Below are 17,483 nucleotides of genomic sequence, written 5' to 3'. Positions count from 1 at the left end.
GGCTCACCTGCGGCGCCCACGCACGGCAGGCCTCTCCTATGTCCGAGCCTTTGGAGTCCAAGATCCCCGACGGTACGTTGCTTCTCGGCAAGTACCGGGTGCTGCGTGAGGTCGGGCGTGGTGGCATGGCCGCGGTCTACGAGGCCGAGCAGCTCTCGCTCGGCAAGAAGGTGGCGCTCAAGGTGCTCGCCGCCGAGCTCGCCGCGTCGAACGTCGTGATCGAGCGCTTCTTCCGCGAGGCGCGGGCCGCCGCGAGCGTGAAGAGCCCGCACATCGTCGACGTATACGACTCGGGTCGCCTCGAGGACGGGCGCCCGTTCATCGCGATGGAGATGCTCGAGGGCGAGTCTCTCTACGACCGCATGGCCCGCGTGCGCATCATCGACGTCGAGACCACGACGCGCGTCATCATGCACTGCGCGAAGGGGCTCTCGAAGGCTCACGCCGCGGGCATCGTGCACCGCGATCTCAAGCCGGAGAACATCTTCCTCACCAAGGGTGAAGATGGCGAAGAGCTCGTAAAGATTCTCGATTTCGGCCTCGCCAAGTTCTACGCGCCGGTGAACCCCGACGAGAAGACGAAGCGCCTCACGCGCGAAGGCGCCGTGTTCGGGACGCCCGCGTACATGTCGCCCGAGCAGGTGAAGGGGCAGGGGAACGTCGACCACCGGTCCGATCTCTGGGCGCTCGGCTGCATGGCGTACGAGTGCCTCCTCGGGCGCCCGGTCTGGAACATGGACCAGGGCGTCGCGATGACCTTCGCGTCGATCGCGACGGGCACGATTCCGACGCCGTCCCGCATCCGCACGGATCTCCCGCTCGCCTTCGACGAGTGGTTCAAGAAGTGCCTCGAGCGTGATCCGGCGAACCGCTACCAGACGGCGAAGGAGCTCGCCGAGGCGCTCACGCGCGTGTTCGAGGAGAACCCGAGCCTCTCGTCGCTCTCGTCGCTCTCGTCGACCGCGCGCCTCCCGGACGACATGGGCGAGGAGCCTTCGCCCTCGTCGCCGCGCACCCGGAGCGGTCTCCCACTCGATCCGCTCCGCGACGTGTCGGTGCCCGACGGGCCGCCGCCGCAGAGCGCCGACGTGCTCGCCGCGGTGAACTCGCCGCCTGCGCCGGCCGAGGAGAAGGGCACGTCCGTCGCGCGCCTCGCGTTCTCCGGGGCGCTCGTGGTCGCGTCCGTGTCGTTCGCGGCGTTCGTGTGGGCGCGGTACCTGAAGCCCCTCGTCGTCGTGCCGACGGTCATGTCGACCGCCACGACCCAAGTCGCGGGGCCCGACGCCGGCGAGCTGCCCCCCGCCGACGAGCCCTCGTGGGCCGTGCACGTGCGCGAGGGCCAGAAGATCCTCGCCACGGGGGATTTCGCTGCCGCGCAAAAGAAGTTCAAAGAGGCCCTCGACACGACGACGAGCGTTCCCGCGACGCGTGGCTTCGTCGAGCAGACCAAGGTGGCCCCCGTCGGCCCCTGCAAGCTCCTCGGTCTCGGACGGCCCCGCACCGGCCTCGGCGGCAGCCAAGGTCGCCCGACGATCGCCGCGCAGGGCAAAGGGGCGCTCGTCGTCTGGACCGACGATCACGAGCAAGCGGGCAGGGACCACGCCTACTCGGTGTCGGTCGACGCGTCCGGTCGCACGACGAGCCCCGTCCGCGATCTCACCCCCGAAGCGGCGAGCGTCATGCGCCCGACGCTCACCTCGGCCGACGACAAATACGTCCTCCTCTATTGGGACCAGAAGGGCCACGCGGCCGGCGTTCGTGTGCGGAAGCTCGACGTCGAAGGTCGCATCGCCGGTCCCTCGGTGTTGGTCGGCGCCGGCCGGCCCGGGCTCTTTTGGCCCGCGATCGAGCGCGCGCCCATGGGCTACTTCGTGGCCTGGCAAGACGATCGCGATCACGAGGGCGAAGACCTCTTCGTGCGGCGGCTCTCTCCCGAGCTCGACACGCTGAGCCCCGAGACGCGCATCACCGACTACGTCGCACCGCCGAAATCCAAGGCGAGCGCCGCCGTGCGGTACCCGGCCGTCGCCGTCGGGGCAAACTCGCTCTTCGTGGCCTACCGCCTCGATCGGGACACGAAGCACCTCATCTACCGCGTGCGCCTCCCGCTCGACGGCCCCGAGCTCGCGAAGGGCCTCGAAGAGCGAAAAGAGGGCTCGAAAGACCCGAGGGTCGATCGTGAGCTCGGAAACCCCCAGCTCATGAACGAGGATCGCGCTGCGGCCGACGTGCCCAGCATGGCCTGTGGGAGCGAAGGGTGTTTCGTTGCGTGGCACGGCGAGAACGGCAGCGCGTCCATCGCCCGCCTCGACATCGAGAAGGGCTCCCTCATGTGGCGAAAGCAGTTCGCCCCGAAGGGCGGTCGCCCGACCCTCTTCGCCTCCAAGGCAGGAGAGGTGTACGTCGCCTACTACGAGGCCGGTCGCGTGCGGGTCGCGCAGGTCACGCGCGACGGCGCGGGCCCCTTCACGGCCTTCGGGCACGTCGCGGGGGATCATCCCCGTCCGTCGATCGCGCAGGGCTCCGAGAAGGGTGAGCTCTGGGTCGCCTGGGAGGACGCCGAGCCCGTCGGCGGCACGTCGTTCTCGAAAGAGTCGTACGTCGCTCGCCTCCAGTGCCCATGACCTTGGGCCCGGAGGGGCGTTCGCCGTGGCTCGGACCGAGCGTGCCGGCGGCGCTCGAGGCGCTCGCGGTCACCGCCGGGACGACCGCGCTCGTGACGCTGGCGGCGCGTTTCGTCCCCGAGCGATTCGCGGCCACGTCGGTCGGGTTCGTGTTCTTGCTCGCGACGTGGCTCTTCGTTTGGAGGCGGGACGACGCCACCGTCGAAGCCTCGGGGCTCGCCCTGGGAGGCCTCGTGCTGCCGGGGCCCCTGCCCGTCCGCCGTATGGCAAAAAGTGTCGTTGTTTCGATGGGTTGGGCTCTTCTGGCGGCGCTGGTCGTGTTCGTCCCGTTTGCCCTCGGGTGGCGTCGTGTGTGGCACGTCACGTCGGTATTTCGGTTCCCGTTCACCCCGGCCGCGTTCGCCAACGAGGCGTTCGGGCAGCTCGTCATCATCGCGCTCCCCGAAGAGGCCTTCTACCGCGGCTACCTTCAGTCGCGCCTCGACCTCGCCTTCGGTCCGAAGCTGCGCGCGCGCGTGCTCGGCGCGGACGTGGGCCTCTCGATCGTCGTGACCAGCCTGCTCTTCGCGCTGGGGCACGTGGCCACGATCCCGTCGCCCGCGCGGCTCGCCGTCTTCTTTCCGTCGCTCCTCTTCGGCCTCCTTCGCGCGCGCACCCGAGGCGTCGGGGCCGGCATCGTATTTCACGCGATGTGCAACCTGCTCTCGGAGATCCTCGGCAAGGGCTACGGTCTCTACTGAGCCGCCATGGAGCGAAGCACGGTCACGGCGTTCCTCGGGCCGACGAACACGGGCAAGACCCACAGGGCCGTCTTGCGGATGCTCGAGCACGACACGGGCGCCATCGGTCTGCCTCTCCGTCTCCTCGCGCGTGAGGTCTACGACAAGGTGCGCGAGAAGGTGGGCGCGGAGCGGGTCGCGCTCGTCACGGGGGAGGAGCGCCGCGTGCCTCGTGCGCCCTCGTACTGGATCTCGACGACCGAGGCGATGGACACGGAGCGCCCGGTCGACTTCGTCGCGGTCGACGAGGTGCAGCTCATGGAGGACCGGGAGCGCGGGCACGTCTTCACCGACCGTGTGCTCCACGCGCGTGGCCGAAGAGAGACGATCTTCCTCGGCTCGCTCGCGGCGCGCGAGGTGCTGCTCGGGCTCGTGCCGCACGCGGTGCTCGAGCACGCCCCGCGCCTCTCGCGGCTCTCCCACGCCGGCGCGCTCTCCCTGAAGAAGCTGCCGCCGCGGAGCGCCGTCGTGGCGTTCTCGATGGCCGAGGTGATCGAGCTCGCCGAGCGCGCGAAGGTGCGCGGGGGCGCGGCCGTGGTGCTCGGTGCGCTCTCTCCTCGGGCGCGGAACGCTCAAGTGGCGATGTTCCAGGCCGGCGAGGTCGACACGCTCGTTGCGACCGACGCGATCGGCATGGGCCTCAACCTCGACTGCCGGCACGTGGCGTTCGCCAAGCTCCGTAAGTTCGACGGGCGCGAGGTGCGCGAGCTCGAGGTGTCCGAAGCCAGCCAAATCGCCGGCCGCGCCGGCCGCTACGTCACCGACGGGACGTTCGGCACGCTCGCGCCGCTCTCTCTCCCGACGGGGCTCGTGCGCTCCGTCGAGCAGCACCTCGTGCCCTCGATTCGCCGCGCGAGGTTCCGCGCGCGCCCCTCGTTCGACTCGCTCGACGCCCTCGTCGCGTCCCTCGCCGAGCGGGGGCGCTCCTCGTGGCTCGTGCAAGCCCCGAGCGAAATCGACGACCTCCGCACCTTGGTGTCGCTCGCCGCGCGGCCCGAGGTCCGCCGTCGTGTGACCTCCGCGGACGACGTGCGCCTTTTGTGGGAGATGTGCTCCATCCCCGACTACAGGAAGCTGCTCTTCGAGTCGCACGCGGCCTTCGTGCTCGATCTCTTCGTCGAGGTCCGGGATCGTGGCCCGGTGTCGCGCGCGTTCCTCGCGTCGCGCTTCGCCGGGGTGGACGACACGACGGGGGACGTCGACACCTTGCTCGCGCGCATCGCCCATGTGCGCCTCCTGTCGTACGTGGCTCAGAAGCAAAGCTTCGTGGCGGAGCCCGCCGAGATCGCGGCGCAGGCCGCCGAGTGGGAAGATCGGCTGAGTGACGCGCTCCACGCCGCCCTCGTCGCGCGCTTCGTCACGACGGGCAAGCGCCGCGTCGTGCCGATGACCCGCGCGCCGTCGAGGGGGGGGCGCGAGCGTGTCCCCGAGCCTCCGCCGAGCCACACGGGCCCCTTCGCCGCCTTGGCCGAGCTCCGCGTCGGGCCCGCGCGACAGGCGCCGACGATCGAGCGTTCGATCGTGCATGCGATCGACGAGGCCTCCTTCGACGACTTCGAGCTCGGGCCCATGGGCGAGGTGACCCTCCACGGGGAAGAGGTGCTGCGCCTCGTGCGGGGGCGAACCCTCGCAGAGCCTGCGTTCAAGCTCACCTTGGCCCGTGATCTCCGCGGGGGAGAGCGCCTCGTCGTCGAACGCCGCGCGAGGGCTCTCGTCGCCGATCTCGCGTCGTACTTCGTGCGTGACCTCCTGCCACTCCCCGAGGGAGCGAGCGCCGCGCTTCGAGGCATCGTCTTTCGCCTCCGCGAGGGGCTCGGGGCCTTCGTGCGCGCGGAGGCCAAGGCCGAGCTCGCCGCCCTCTCTCCTGCCTGCCGCGCGCACCTCGCGCGGGCGAACGTGGTCACGCGCTTCGGCACCGTCATGGCGCGCACCGCTCCCGAAGATCGAAGGGTTCGCGCGGCTCTCCTGCACGTGGCCACGGGCGAGCGTTTGGCCGAGCCCGAGGTCGCGTGCGCGCCTCGCAGGGCCTTCCCGAAGGGGATCTCGCCGCTCCTCTTCGGATACTACCAGGCGAACGGCGTGTGGGTTCGTGGCGACCTTTCGCCGCCCCCCACGAGCCCCGCCGAGAGGCTCGGCCGCCGCGCCGATGGTGCTAAGTAGAGCCCCATGCCGCGCGCTGCCCTCTTCGACATGGACCGCACCCTCGTTCGCATCGAGACCGCAAGCCTCTACGTGCGGTACCAGCGCGAGATCGGCGAGGCCACCTTCGCCGACGTCGCGCGGGTCGTGTACTGGATGCTCCAGTACACCGCCGGCATCATCGACGCCCCCGGAGTGGCCAAGCGCGCCCTCCGCGCCATCGAGGGCGTGCCCGAGGTCGTGCTCTCCGCCCGATGTGACGACTGGTTCCGCACCCACGTCGAGAAGCACGTGTGCGACGAGGGACGCCGCGCTGTCGAAGCGCACCGGCAAAAAGGCGAGGTGCTGGCCGTCGTCACCGGCGCTTCCGAGTACGCCACGCGTCCGCTCGGGCGCCTCCTCGGCATCCCACACCTCCTCACGAGCGAGCTCGAGGTCGGGAGCGACGGGCGGTTCACGGGCCGCTTCGTCGACCCTCTTTGTTACGCCGAGGGCAAGATCACCAAAGCCGAGAAGCTCGCGAAAGAGCTCGGGTTTTCGCTGGACGACGCGACCTTCTATTCCGATTCGTACACCGACCTCCCGCTGCTCGAGCGCGTCGCCGTGCCGGTCTGCGTGAACCCCGATCCTCGCCTCCGGCGGGTGGCGGCGAAGCGGGGCTGGCGCGTCGAGAGCTGGTGAGCGGCGCGGGCGTGGGAGGGGAGGGCGCCGCCCTTTCGTGGTAAGGGCAGGCCATGCGCCTCTCGCCCATCTCGCTCGTCGACCCGATCATCGATCGTGCCTTCGCGGAGGACCTCTCGGGCTCCGACGTCACGACCCACGCGTGCATCCCCGAGGAGACCTTGGCCGTCGCGCGCGCCGTGGCTCGCAAGCCCGTGGTCGTCTCGGGGGTCGACGTCGCCGCGCGGGTCTTCGAGAAGCTCGATCCGACGCTCACGTTCGAGCGCCACGTGGAGGACGGCACCCTCGTCCCCGCGAAGACGGCGCTCTTCACGGTGCGCGGCTCGGCCCAGTCCATTTTGATGGCCGAGCGCACCGCGCTGAACCTCATTCAGCGCATGATCGGCACGGCGACGCTCACGCGCGCCTACGTGGACGCCGTGCCGAAGGGCCGCGCGTGCCGCATCACCGACACCCGCAAGACGACCCCGGGCCTCCGGCTCCTCGAGCGGTACGCGGTGCGCTGCGGCGGGGGCAAGAACCACCGCGACGATCTCGGCTCGGCCATCCTCATCAAGGACAACCACATCGTCGCCTCGGGGGGCGTCAAAGAGGCGATCTCCCGCGCGCGCGCCAACGCGTCGCACACCTGCACGATCGAGTGCGAGGTCGACAAGCTCGCGCAGCTCGAGCTCGCCCTCGAGGCGGGCGTCGACATCGTGCTCCTCGACAACATGGACGACGCCACCGTCGCGAAGGCCGTGGCGCGCGTGCGCGAGGTCTCTCCGCGTACGCTCGTCGAGGCCTCCGGCGGGATCACGCTCCCGCGTATCACGGCGCTCGCCGAGCTCGGGGTCGACGCCATCAGCGTGGGCGCCCTCACGCACTCCGCGCCCGCGGCCGACATCGGGCTCGATTTCGATCCGGCATGACGCTCCCTCCCGACCTGGAGGACGTGCCCGCGCGTGTGCGGGCGCTCGGCCTCGCCCTTGGGCACCCGCTCGTCTTTCACGCCGAGACCGCCTCCACGAACGACCTCGCGAAAGAAGCGGGTAAGAGCGGCGCACCTCACGGGACGACGTTCGTCGCGGACGCGCAGACCCACGGGCGTGGACGGCAGGGGAGGGCGTGGGTGGCGGCTCCCGGTGAAGCCCTGCTCGTGTCGGTGCTCTTTCGCACCGAGTGCCCGCTCGCGCGCCTCCCGCAGCTCTCGCTCGCCGTGGGCCTCGCCGTGAGAGACGCCGTGGCGGAGGCCCTCGGAGACGACACGCGCGCGCTCGTGAAATGGCCGAACGACGTCTGGGCGCGGGGCCCGGGGGGCGAGCCTTTGCGCAAGGTGGCCGGCGTGCTGGTCGAGTCGACCCTGCTCGGTGGGCGTGTCGAGTCCCTCGTGGTCGGCGTGGGCATCAACGTCGCGACGCGGGAATTTCCCGAAGAGCTACGCGACCGTGCGACGAGCCTGGCGCTCCTCGGCGCGCCTCACGTGACTCGTGGCGACGTGCTCGTCGCGCTCGTCCGTGGCCTCGCCCATGACGTGCCTCGCGCGGCGGCCCACGGGCTCGGCCCGCTCCACGAGAGGCTCGCGCGCGCGTGCGCCCTCACGGGCTCGTGGCTCGAGACGGGAGACGTCGCGGGGCGGTGCGAGGGCATCGATCGCGACGGGAGGCTCCTCGTGCGGGGGGGCGACGGCACCCTCGCGCGGCTCGTGTCGGGCGAGGTTCATGTGGGGGCCCTGCCGCGGTAGGGGGATCCGCCAGGTGCGCAAAAGGGGACGCGGCGAATGAGAGATGGGCGAGGTTTTTCGGGGGAGCCGGCCTCGAGCCCGGGCAGGTCGAAGTGAAGCGCCTCCGCCTCGCCGTGGCGTTCGTGGGCTCGGCGCTGCTGGTCGCCGCCTGCTCGGCGTCATCTCCCCCCGTCGATGCGTCGGGTGAAGCGGGTGCTTCGTGTCGCAACCTTCCCCCGCCAAGGGACGGCTCTCGTCGACGGGTCGACGAGCTCCCCAGCGGGGCGTGCTCGTCCCGAGAGTCGTGTCTCGTCGACGCGTATCGAGCTTGCCCGTGCTCCGAAATCGGGCCGTACGACGGCTACTCGTGCGAGTGCGACGGCTCCCGCTGGTCGTGCACGCTGACGTCGAGGGCCGCGTCGATTTGCTCTCCCTGCGCAGATGGGGCTTCGGACGCCGGCGACGCCGATTGACGTCGTCGCGCCCTGCAAGGTCGCTCGCAGGTCCATTCGGCTTCGAGTGGCATCGGGAGGGACCCGGAGGAGGGGGTGAGCCCCGCGTCTTCGCCTCCCCGTGGTACCGTCTCGCGCGTGGACCCGCACGACGAGCTCGCGACTCTCCTTCGGCCCGCAGGCGGCGGGCTCCACCTCGTCTCGACCGGCAAGAAGGAGCAGCTCGCCCTCCAAGAGCGGCTCTACGGCGCGACCGGCGAGCGGGAGGTGCGCGCCGCCTTCGAGCGCACGCTCCGTGACGTGGGCTCGGCCAAGGCCTTCGTGCTCGGCATCCCGTCCGACGTGGGCGCGGGCTTCCGGCGCGGCGCGAACCTCGGGCCTCAGGCCATCCGTGAGGGCCTCCTCGCGAGCCTCGGCGCCGATGGGGAGGGGAGGGGGGCGCGTGAGCGGCTCGCCGAGCGCGGCGTCGTCGACGTGGGCGACGTGTTCGTCGTGCCGCAGCTCCTCTCGGACGACATGCTCTCCGAGGCCCAGCTCGAGCGCTCGCGCAAGGCCCTCTACCCCGACGTGCCCGCGCACGTGCGCGCGTGTTTGCCCGTGTCCCCGCTCTCTATCGCCGCGCGCGCCATGGAGCTCCTCGTCGCGCTCGCGCCCGAGGCGGCCCCCATCGCGCTCGGAGGCGATCACTCGACGGCATACCCCGTGGCCCGCGAGCTCCTCCGCGCGCGCGAGGCGAGGGGCGAGCGCCTCGCCGTGGTGCAGTCCGACGCGCACACCGATCTCCTCGACACACGCCTCGGCATCGAGCACTGCTTCGCCACCTGGTCGTTCCACATCAACGAGGCCCTCGGTCGCGACGGCCGCCTCGTGCAGGTCGGCATCCGCGCTTCGGGCCGCGACAAGGCCCACTGGGAGTCCACGCTCGGTGTGAAGCAGCTCTGGGCCGACGAGGTGAACCGCGACGAAGCGGCCGCGCTCGAGGCCATCGTGTCGCACCTCGAACGACTCGGGACCACGTGTGTGTACTTCTCGAACGACATCGACGGCACCGATGCGGCGTTCGCCAGCGCCACGGGCACCCCCGAGCCGTTCGGCCTTCGTCCCGATTTTCTCGTTGCGCTGATCCGTGAACTGGGGGGAAAGTTCTCCCTCGTGGGGGGGGACGTCATGGAGGTCGCCCCACCCCTCGGGGAGGACGCCTCCGCGCGCAAGACCACGGTGGACCTCGCGGTCCGCTACCTGCGCGAGACCCTCGAAGCCGTCCTCGGAGCCCCGCTTTGACCACCTCCTCTCTTCGCTTCACGTCCGCCGCGTCCATCCTGCTCGGCGCGGTCGTCGCGCTCGGCGCGTGCAAGAAGGACGAGCCGAGCGGCGGCGCGACGCCCCCCACCGCGACGAAGGCCAAGGGCCCCACCGTCAAGACGGCCCACTTCTCGCTCGAGCTCGGCCCGAACGGCACCTGCGCGGCCGGCGCCGAGTGCGAGGCCCGCATCGAGCTCGTCGCCCTCGACGGCTACCACGTGAACAAAGAGTACCCTTACAAGTTCACCGCCCAGCCCTCGAAGGAGGTCGAGTACCTCGGCAAAGATCCGGCGGGCACCACCGTCTTCACCAAGACCGCAGGCGACTACGCCGCGGCAGGCGAAGAGCGCGCCCTCATGACCGTGCGCTTCCGCCCCAAGTCCGCCGGAAAGGTCGACGTCGAGGGCACGTACCGCTTCTCCGTGTGCTCGGCGCAGAACTGCCAAATCGAGACGGCCGAGCTCTCGGCCAAGCTCGACGTCAAGTGACCGTCGTCCTCCTGCACTCGACGGGCACCGGGCCCGCCATGTGGGACCGCATCGCCAAGGAGCTCTCGGCCCACGGCCACACGCCCCTCGCGCTGCCCAACGTCGGCTATGCGCCCGCCTCGGCGCTCGGGCGTGGCGCAGTGTGCCGCGTCGAGGACCAGCTCGCGCACCTCGTCCCGCGCCTGCCGGACGGGCCTTTTCACCTCGTCGCGCACTCGCTCGGTGCTTTCCTCGCGCTGAAGCTCCTCCTCGCGACCCAAGAGCGCCCGGAGCTCGCCTACGTTCGCTCGCGCGTGCGCTCGTTGTGGATGTGGGAGCCCGTGCTCTTCGGTGCGCTCTCGGCCGCCGTGCCCGAGGACGATCCCTACCGCGTCGCCGATCCGCTCGCGGCCTCCTCGTGGCTCGTCACCGACGAGGCCCGCGCCGGCACCGACGTCTGGCTCGCCCCCTTCGTCGACTATTGGAATGGCCCGGGGGCCTTCGCCAAGCTCCCGGAGGCGGCAAAAGACCCGATGCGTGCCCTCGGCTGGACCATGTTCCAAGAGGTGCGCGCCACGGCCCTCGACACGACGCCGTTCGCCGCCTACCGCCTCGACATGCCCACGACGCTCGCGTACGGCGCGCGCTCACCCGCCGCGGCCCGCGCCATGGTCGATCACCTTCGCGAGGGAAGGGAGAGCCTCGTGGTCGAGGCGCACGAGGGCCTCTCCCACATGGCGCCGCTCACCCGCCCGAAAGACGTCGCGGCCTCCATCACCGCGCACCTCGCCCGCGCCGAAGCTCCGGCTCCGCCCCGCTGAAGTCGCCGACGACTAGGGATTTCGTGTGCTCACGGCCTCGCTCTTCGGGGGCGGGGCCTCGTTCTTCGCTGCGATGGCGAGGGCTTCTTTTTCGCCGATGTCGTCGACGCGCGGGATGGCGCCGGTGAGCGCGGTGATGATGCGCTCGAGCGTCGAGAAGAAGCGGATCGCGCGGAGCGGGCCGTTCATCCAGCCCATCGTGATGCAGTAGTTCTTGTCGTACGGCGCCGCGTGGTGGATGGCGTGGTGCTCGGGCGTCAAGATGAGGTGCATGCGCTGGAGGAAGCGCACGACCGGGCTCGGCTCGTCCTGGTGCGACCACTTGTGGATCTGGCTCGTCATGGCGACGAACACGGCCATGGCGCAGAGGCACATGCCGACGAACGTGCGCGTGGACGAGGCCCCCTCGGCTCCGAGCGTGAGCACTCCGGCGGTGGAGACCACCGCGCTGAGCCCGATGTTGTGGCCGTTCGTCTCGATGAAATCGTGGCGGGTGATGGCCTTCTCGTCGACGTGGTGCTCGCGGAACGTACGGATCGCGAGGCGCCCCAGGACGGGCGTGTCGAGGCTGCCCCAGCTGTCGAACGCCCAGTGCGCGAAGCCGGAGACGAAGTCGGCCGCCAAAATCCCGAGCAGGAGCGCGAGCGGCACCCAGAAGCCCGAGATGTGAGGGCTCTTCGCCAGGCGAACGACGAGCCAGCCGAAGAGCACGACCGCGACACACGAGACCCCGATTTCGTAGGCCCTGTGGCTTTGGGTGTACCCGGCGAGCTCGGCGCGGTCTTTGGTTTCTTTCGCCATACGAGACCTTCTTCGATGAGACTTCTCCATGAAGGAGAACGGGGAAAGCCGCGGAGGGCAAGCCCGTTTTCGCCGCGGGTCAGCCTCGAAACGTCAGCGGCGCCTCGAGCGACGGCGGGAACCGTACGCACGTGCGCCCTCCCTACGTTTGGCGCCGAACGACGGATCGTCGCGCGTCGTTTGCGCGTCGGGTCGGCACGAGGGCCCGCGCTCGTGCGCGTCGCCCGGTTTCCCTGGTATGACGTCGCCCATGGCTCGATTGCCGTGTCGTCTCGGGGTCCTCGCGCTCGCCCTCGTCGCCTGCGCGGAGCCTCCGCCCGTGGCCCCCAAGTCCTCGAAACCACTCGATGTTTCGCAGATCCCGTCGGCCCCCGCGCCCTCCTCCGTGGCCGATGCCGCGGCCCCCCCTCGCGCCGACCTCGCCGACGACAAGGTCGCGCCGCTGGTCGACGCCTACCTTGCGCTGCTCGAGCGCATCTCGCCCGAAGCGGCCACGCCCCTCGGCCTCCACGGCCACGACGCGGAGATCGACACCCGCGATCGCGCAAGGTTCGAGGCCGAGCTCGCCGAGGAGCGCGCCTTGCTCGCCAAGGTCGACGCCGCGTTTCCGGAAGGCGTTTCGCTGTCTCCCGCCGCTCGCACCGACGTCGCGCTCCTCCGCGGGGTGCTCCGCACCGATCTTCTCCGGGCCGAGCGTGATCCGCTCGCGACCTCTCCGCAGCTCTACACGTCCACCATGGGCGCCATCTTCTCGATGACCGCGCGGCCCTACGCGCCTGCGCCCGAGCGCGCCAAGCTCGTGCTCGCCCGCATGGAGAAGATCCCGGCCGAGGTCGCGCGCGCCCGAACGAACCTCGTGCCCGCGCGTGTGCCCCGTGTGTGGGCCGAGGTCGGGGCGGAGCGCGCGACGAGCGCCAAGGCCTTTTTCTCGGGCCAAAAGGCCTTCTTGACCACGGCGCTCCCCTCCGAAGCGGCGCGCATCCAGAAGACCACGGCCGACGTCGTCGCGGCCTACGACGGGTACGCGACCTTCCTGAAGAAGACGGTGATCCCCGCGGCCAAGGGCGATTTCGCCGCCGGAAAGCCGCACTTTTCGGCGCTCCTCCGCGAGGGGTACTTCGTCTCCGAGAGCCCGGAGGCCCTCGAGGCCATGGGGCAGAAGGTCTTCGCCGACACCGTCGCCGAGATGGATCGCGTCGCCAAGACGATCGACCCGAAGGCGAAAGGGTTCCCCGAGGTCGTCGCCAAGGTGAAGGGGAACCACCCGAAACGAGACGACCTCCTCGCCGAGTACCGCCGTGAGGTCGCGCGCGCCCGGGCCTTCCTCGTGAAGCACGACGTCGTGCCGTTCCCCGAGGGCGACGATCTCGCCGTCGTCGACACGCCCGAGTTCATGCGCAGTACGGTCACCGCGGCCTACGATCAGCCTCCGCCGTTCGACCCGGTGACGCGCGGGTTCTTCTTCGTGACGCCCGTCGATCCGAAGCTCTCGGCGAAGAAACAAGAAGAGATGCTGCGCGAGAACGACCACGGCGACATCGTCGACACCGCCGTGCACGAGGCCTACCCGGGCCACCACCTCCAGCTCTCGTTCGCGGCCAAGAACCCCTCCAAGATCCGCAAGGCCTACGACGCCGCGATCTTCAGCGAGGGCTGGGCGCTCTACTCGGAGGAGCTCATGGCGGAGCTCGGGTACTACACGCCCGAAGAGCGCCTCATGCAGCTCGAGTGGACGCTCGTCCGGGCGGCGCGCATCGTGCTCGACGTGGGCCTCCACACGAAGGGCATGTCGTTCGACGAGGCCGTGCGCTTCTTGACCGACAAGGTGCACCTCGAGCACGAGCTCGCCGTGAGCGAGGTGAAGCGGTACACGATGACGCCCACGCAGCCGCTCGCGTACCTCACCGGGAGGCAGGCCATCTTCGGCCTCCGCGAGCGGTACAAGTCTCGAGAAAAAGAGAAGTTTTCGCTGAAACGCTTCCATGCCGAGCTGCTCACCCGCGGCACGATCCCGCCCGGCCTGCTCGCGCGCGAGCTCTTCGCGGAGTGAAGACCATGCGCGTCTCGCGATCGTTCGTCCCCACCCGCAAGGAGCCTCAGAAGGACGCTCGCACCCGCGGCCTCGAGGCCCTCGTCCGAGCCGGGTACCTACGGAGGACCACGAAGGGCACCACGGTGCTCCTCCCGCTCGGCGCGCGCGCGCTCGGTAAGCTCGAGGCGCGGGTCGTGGGTGCGCTCGAACGGAGCGCCGCGCTCCCCATCGCGCTCCCCGACACGCTCGGCGTGGACGAGGCCGAGGCCGCGCTCCTCGACGTCGCGCGGTCCGAGCTCCGAGGGTACTCCGAGCTGCCGCGTGTGTGGGTCCAAGCGGTCTCGCGGGAGCTCGAGGCGCCGCGCTCGCCGTTCGGGCTCGTCGGCGGAGGCCCGGAGCGTGTCGTCGAGGCCTTCGTCGTCGCGGCCTCCGAGGGCGACGTGCGCGAGCGCCTCGACGCGCTCGCCGAGTCTTTCCTCGCAGTGCTCTCCCCCACGAGCCTCGGCGCGGCGAAGGTCCTCGCGTCGCCCTCGGGCTCCTCGCTCGCCGTGCATGCGCACGTCGCAGGCCTCGGCGACGAGACGACCCTCCACTGCCGAAGCTGCGATGCACGGTTCACCGAGGACGCGGCGCCCAAGGTCGCCGAGCCCGACGCCCCCGGAGCCGAGCCGTACCACGCGGTCGACACGCCGGGTCGGTCGACGGTGGACGATGTCGCCCTGTTCCTCGGGGTCGCCCCGAAGGACGTTCTGAAATCGATGGTGGTGCGCGCGCGTAGCGAGCTCGTGCTCGCGGTCGTGCGTGGGGATCACGCGGTGAGCGAGACACGCCTCGCGCGCGCCCTCGGCGTCCCGACGGTCACCCTCGCGACGCCCGACGAGGTCATGCGCGCCACGGGCGCGAAGGTCGGCTTCGCGGGCCCTGTCGGCTTCCAGGGCCGCGTCTTGCTCGACCCGAGCGCGGCGAGCGACGTGCCGCGTGTCGTCGGGGCCAACGCGGCAGACACGCACCTCCGTGGTGTCCGCCCCGGGCGCGATTTTGCTCACGAAATCAAGGAGATCCGCGCGTTCGGAGGGGGCGCGCCGTGCCCGCTTTGCGGGGCCCCTCTCTCCGCCGAGAGGGCCGCCGCGATCGCGCGCTTCGACGTCCTCGGGCAAGGCCCCGCGGCCCGTGAGGGCGCCCTCTTCGCGACACGCTCGGGCGAGAAGATCCCCTTTTCGACCGGTCGCGCCACGCTGCGTGTCTCGCGCGCGCTCGGCCTGGTCGCCGAGGCCCACTCCGACGCCGCGGGCCTCTGCCTCCCGCCCGCGCTCGCCCCGTTCGACGTGCACGTGGTCTCGCTCGGGACGGCCCCCGAGCTCGTCGGCGCCGCCGAGGCCATCGTCGCGGACCTCGAGAGCAGAGGGCTCGACGTCCTCTGGGACGACCGCGACGATCGCCCCGGGCCGAAGCTCGCCATGGCGGAGCTCGTGGGTTGCCCGGTGCGGCTCACCCTCGGCGCGCGCGGGCTCGCCGAAGGTGTGGTCGAGGTGGTGCGCCGCGGTGCGCTCGGCGAGACGTTCCGTGTGCCTCTCGGCGACGTGGGGAGCTTCGTCGACCGCGCGCTCGCGGGCGACGGGTCAGCCGAGCCCCTCGAGCATCGCGAGTAGGTTCTCGGCCTGCTCGCCCATCTTGGCGGTCTCGAGCGCCGGGTCTCCCTTGATGTCGAAGATCTCGAGCAGCTCCTCGGGGATGTCGGCGAGGAAGCGGCTCGGCGGCCTCGGCCCGGGTTTCCCGCGCATCATCCGGTTTTTGCACTTCGACATGACGAGCTTCTCGCGCGCACGCGTGATGCCCACGTAGAAGAGGCGGCGCTCCTCTTCGATGTCCTGCGACATCGCGTCGGTCGCCTTGGTGTCGAGGGTGCGGTTGTGCGGCAAGAAGCCCTCTTCGACGCCAAGCAAGAACACGTAGTCGAACTCGAGGCCCTTCGAGCCGTGCAGCGTCGACAGCGTGACCCTGTCGGTCGTGTCCTCTTGCTCCTCGGAGAGGTTCAGGGTGAGCGCCTGCAGGAACCCCATGAGCTCGCGCTCGGCCGTCTCGTCGTTGCCCTTCTCGCGCACGCGGGTCTCGCGCTTCGAGAGCGTGTTGAGGAGCGCCTCGAGGTTGCCCTTCCTCCGCGCGGCGATCTGGGGCGACCCGGAGCTCTCGTTCAAGTCCGCGTAAATGCCTACTTTTTCGCAGAGCTCACGCCCGGCGACGCTCGCGGGAGCGCGGTCGATGACGAGGCGTTTGCGCAGATCGCCGATGGCGCGCTCGAGCGACTTGCACCCCGCGCGCGCGGCCGTGGGGATGTCGTCGAGCGAGTCCACGCGCTCGATCGTTTGCCACAAGGTCCAGCCCTTCGCGAGGGCGTGTGTGCCGAGGCGCTCGACGCTGGTGTCGCCGATACCGCGCGGCGGGTAGTTCAAGATGCGCCGGAGGCTGATCTCGTCGGAGCGGTTCAGCGTCACCTTCAGGTACGCGAGCAGATCTTTGACCTCTTTGCGCTCGAAGAACTGCTGGCCGCCAACCATCCGGTAAGGCACGCCGCGCTCGCGCAGCGTCTCTTCGATGAGCTTGGCCTGGCCGTTCGACCGGTAGAGCACCGCCATGTCTCGCGGTCGGACGCCCTCGTCGCGGAAGAGGCGGGCGATCTCCTTGCCGACCCACGCGGCCTCGGCCTCGGGCGAAAGGGCGGTGCCGAGCCCCACCTTCGGGCCGCCCTCTTTCTCGGTGAACAGCACCTTGCGGTGCTTCGCGTCGACGCGCTTCGCGATGACGGCGTTGGCCACGGCGAGCACGGGCGCGCGCGAGCGGTAGTTTTGCTCGAGCTTGACGACGACCGCGCCGGGGAACTGCTCCTCGAACTCGAGGATGTTGCGCGCGTCGGCGCCGCGCCACGCGTAGATCGACTGATCGTCGTCGCCGACGACGCAGATGTTCTTGTGCTCGCCCGCGAGGAGCCGCAAGAGCGCGAACTGGGCGCTGTTCGTGTCCTGGTACTCGTCGACCAGGAGGTAGCGGTACTGCGCGCGGTAGCGCTCGAGCATCTCGGGCTTGTCGCGCAGCATGCGGGCCACTTCGCAGACGAGGTCGTCGAAGTCGAACGCCTTCATGCTGCGGAGGAGCGACTGGTAGCGCGGGTAGACGACCCTCGTAATCTCGTCGTACTCGTCGCCCTCGCGCTCGCCGAGCTCCTCGGGGCCGATGAACGCGTTCTTCGCGTTCGAGATACGCGCCAAAATGGCCGACGCGTCGTACGCCTTTCCGCGGGCCGTGCGGGCCAAGATATCCTTCACGGCCGAGACGCAGTCGCCCTGGTCGAAGATCGTGAACGTGCCGCCGATGCTCTTCCGCTCGCGCGAGAGCACCGAGAGCCCGAACGAGTGGAAGGTCGACACCATGAGGCCCTTGGCGGCTCCGGCGTTGCCCCGCTCCTTGACCACGTGCTCCACGCGCTCGGCCATCTCGGTGGCGGCCTTGTTCGTGAAGGTAAGCGCCACGATCGCCGACGAAGGCACCCCGCGCTCGAGCATGCGCGCCATGCGCTGCGTGATGACGCGCGTCTTTCCCGAGCCGGCCCCCGCGAGCACGAGAATGGGGCCGTTCATGTGCTCGACCGCCCGAGCCTGCGCGGGGTTCAGCTTGGGACCGCTCATATT

General features: G+C 70.3%; 13 protein-coding genes. 11 read left to right on the top strand and 2 right to left on the bottom strand.

Going from position 1 to position 17,483, the window contains the following annotated elements; genetic code table 11:
• Positions 1 to 38: 38 nt before the first annotated feature.
• The 9 genes from IPK71_25075 to IPK71_25035 all read left to right on the top strand — a co-directional run bounded on the left by IPK71_25075 (position 39) and on the right by IPK71_25035 (position 10,967).
• On the top strand, positions 39 to 2,624 hold the full coding sequence (locus IPK71_25075; protein ID MBK8217011.1) for a serine/threonine protein kinase: 2,586 nt from the start codon (positions 39 to 41) through the stop codon (positions 2,622 to 2,624).
• Between the two features lie 263 nt (positions 2,625 to 2,887).
• A complete protein-coding gene (locus tag IPK71_25070) occupies positions 2,888 to 3,364 on the top strand; it encodes a CPBP family intramembrane metalloprotease (protein MBK8217010.1) in 477 nt (158 codons plus the stop codon).
• A 6-nt stretch (positions 3,365 to 3,370) separates the two neighbouring features.
• The gene (locus IPK71_25065; GenBank protein MBK8217009.1) at positions 3,371 to 5,563 is read left to right on the top strand and encodes a helicase; all 2,193 of its coding nucleotides are present in this window, start codon (positions 3,371 to 3,373) and stop codon (positions 5,561 to 5,563) included.
• A gap of 6 nt (positions 5,564 to 5,569) precedes the next feature.
• On the top strand, positions 5,570 to 6,223 hold the full coding sequence (locus tag IPK71_25060; GenBank protein MBK8217008.1) for an HAD-IB family hydrolase: 654 nt from the start codon (positions 5,570 to 5,572) through the stop codon (positions 6,221 to 6,223).
• Positions 6,224 to 6,276: 53 nt separating this feature from the next.
• Complete coding sequence (nadC, locus tag IPK71_25055; protein MBK8217007.1) at positions 6,277 to 7,134, top strand: carboxylating nicotinate-nucleotide diphosphorylase; 858 nt, start codon at positions 6,277 to 6,279, stop codon at positions 7,132 to 7,134.
• Positions 7,131 to 7,946 (top strand): biotin--[acetyl-CoA-carboxylase] ligase, encoded by an 816-nt coding sequence (locus IPK71_25050; GenBank protein MBK8217006.1) that lies wholly within the window; start codon positions 7,131 to 7,133, stop codon positions 7,944 to 7,946. The genes nadC and IPK71_25050 overlap by 4 nt, the downstream gene beginning before the upstream one ends.
• A gap of 569 nt (positions 7,947 to 8,515) precedes the next feature.
• Complete coding sequence (locus IPK71_25045; GenBank protein ID MBK8217005.1) at positions 8,516 to 9,658, top strand: arginase family protein; 1,143 nt, start codon at positions 8,516 to 8,518, stop codon at positions 9,656 to 9,658.
• Positions 9,655 to 10,167, top strand: coding sequence for a hypothetical protein (locus IPK71_25040; GenBank protein MBK8217004.1), 513 nt, complete (start codon positions 9,655 to 9,657; stop codon positions 10,165 to 10,167). The genes IPK71_25045 and IPK71_25040 overlap by 4 nt, the downstream gene beginning before the upstream one ends.
• Positions 10,164 to 10,967, top strand: a complete 804-nt coding sequence (locus IPK71_25035; protein MBK8217003.1) for an alpha/beta hydrolase — start codon at positions 10,164 to 10,166, stop codon at positions 10,965 to 10,967. Before IPK71_25040 ends, IPK71_25035 begins: the two co-directional genes overlap by 4 nt.
• A 12-nt stretch (positions 10,968 to 10,979) precedes the next feature.
• Here the strand turns inward: IPK71_25035 and IPK71_25030 are convergent, their stop codons facing one another.
• Positions 10,980 to 11,768 carry a fatty acid desaturase family protein gene (locus IPK71_25030; protein MBK8217002.1) on the bottom strand — a complete coding sequence of 263 codons (789 nt, stop codon included), beginning with the start codon at positions 11,766 to 11,768 and terminating at the stop codon, positions 10,980 to 10,982.
• A 250-nt stretch (positions 11,769 to 12,018) separates the two neighbouring features.
• On the opposite strand from IPK71_25030, the gene IPK71_25025 reads away from it, so the two are divergent.
• Positions 12,019 to 13,818 (top strand): DUF885 domain-containing protein, encoded by a 1,800-nt coding sequence (locus IPK71_25025; protein ID MBK8217001.1) that lies wholly within the window; start codon positions 12,019 to 12,021, stop codon positions 13,816 to 13,818.
• Positions 13,819 to 13,823: 5 nt separating this feature from the next.
• Complete coding sequence (locus IPK71_25020) at positions 13,824 to 15,449, top strand: hypothetical protein (protein ID MBK8217000.1); 1,626 nt, start codon at positions 13,824 to 13,826, stop codon at positions 15,447 to 15,449.
• Here the strand turns inward: IPK71_25020 and IPK71_25015 are convergent.
• A complete protein-coding gene (locus tag IPK71_25015) occupies positions 15,420 to 17,480 on the bottom strand; it encodes a UvrD-helicase domain-containing protein (protein MBK8216999.1) in 2,061 nt (686 codons plus the stop codon). The genes IPK71_25020 and IPK71_25015 overlap by 30 nt on opposite strands.
• Positions 17,481 to 17,483: the final 3 nt, after the last annotated feature.

It is taken from the genome of Myxococcales bacterium (assembly GCA_016712525.1).
In the GTDB taxonomy this organism is placed as follows: Bacteria; Myxococcota_A; Polyangia; order Polyangiales; family Polyangiaceae; genus JAAFHV01.
Note: the sequence above shows the minus strand (reverse complement) of the source record. Positions and strands in the feature narration are given on the sequence as shown.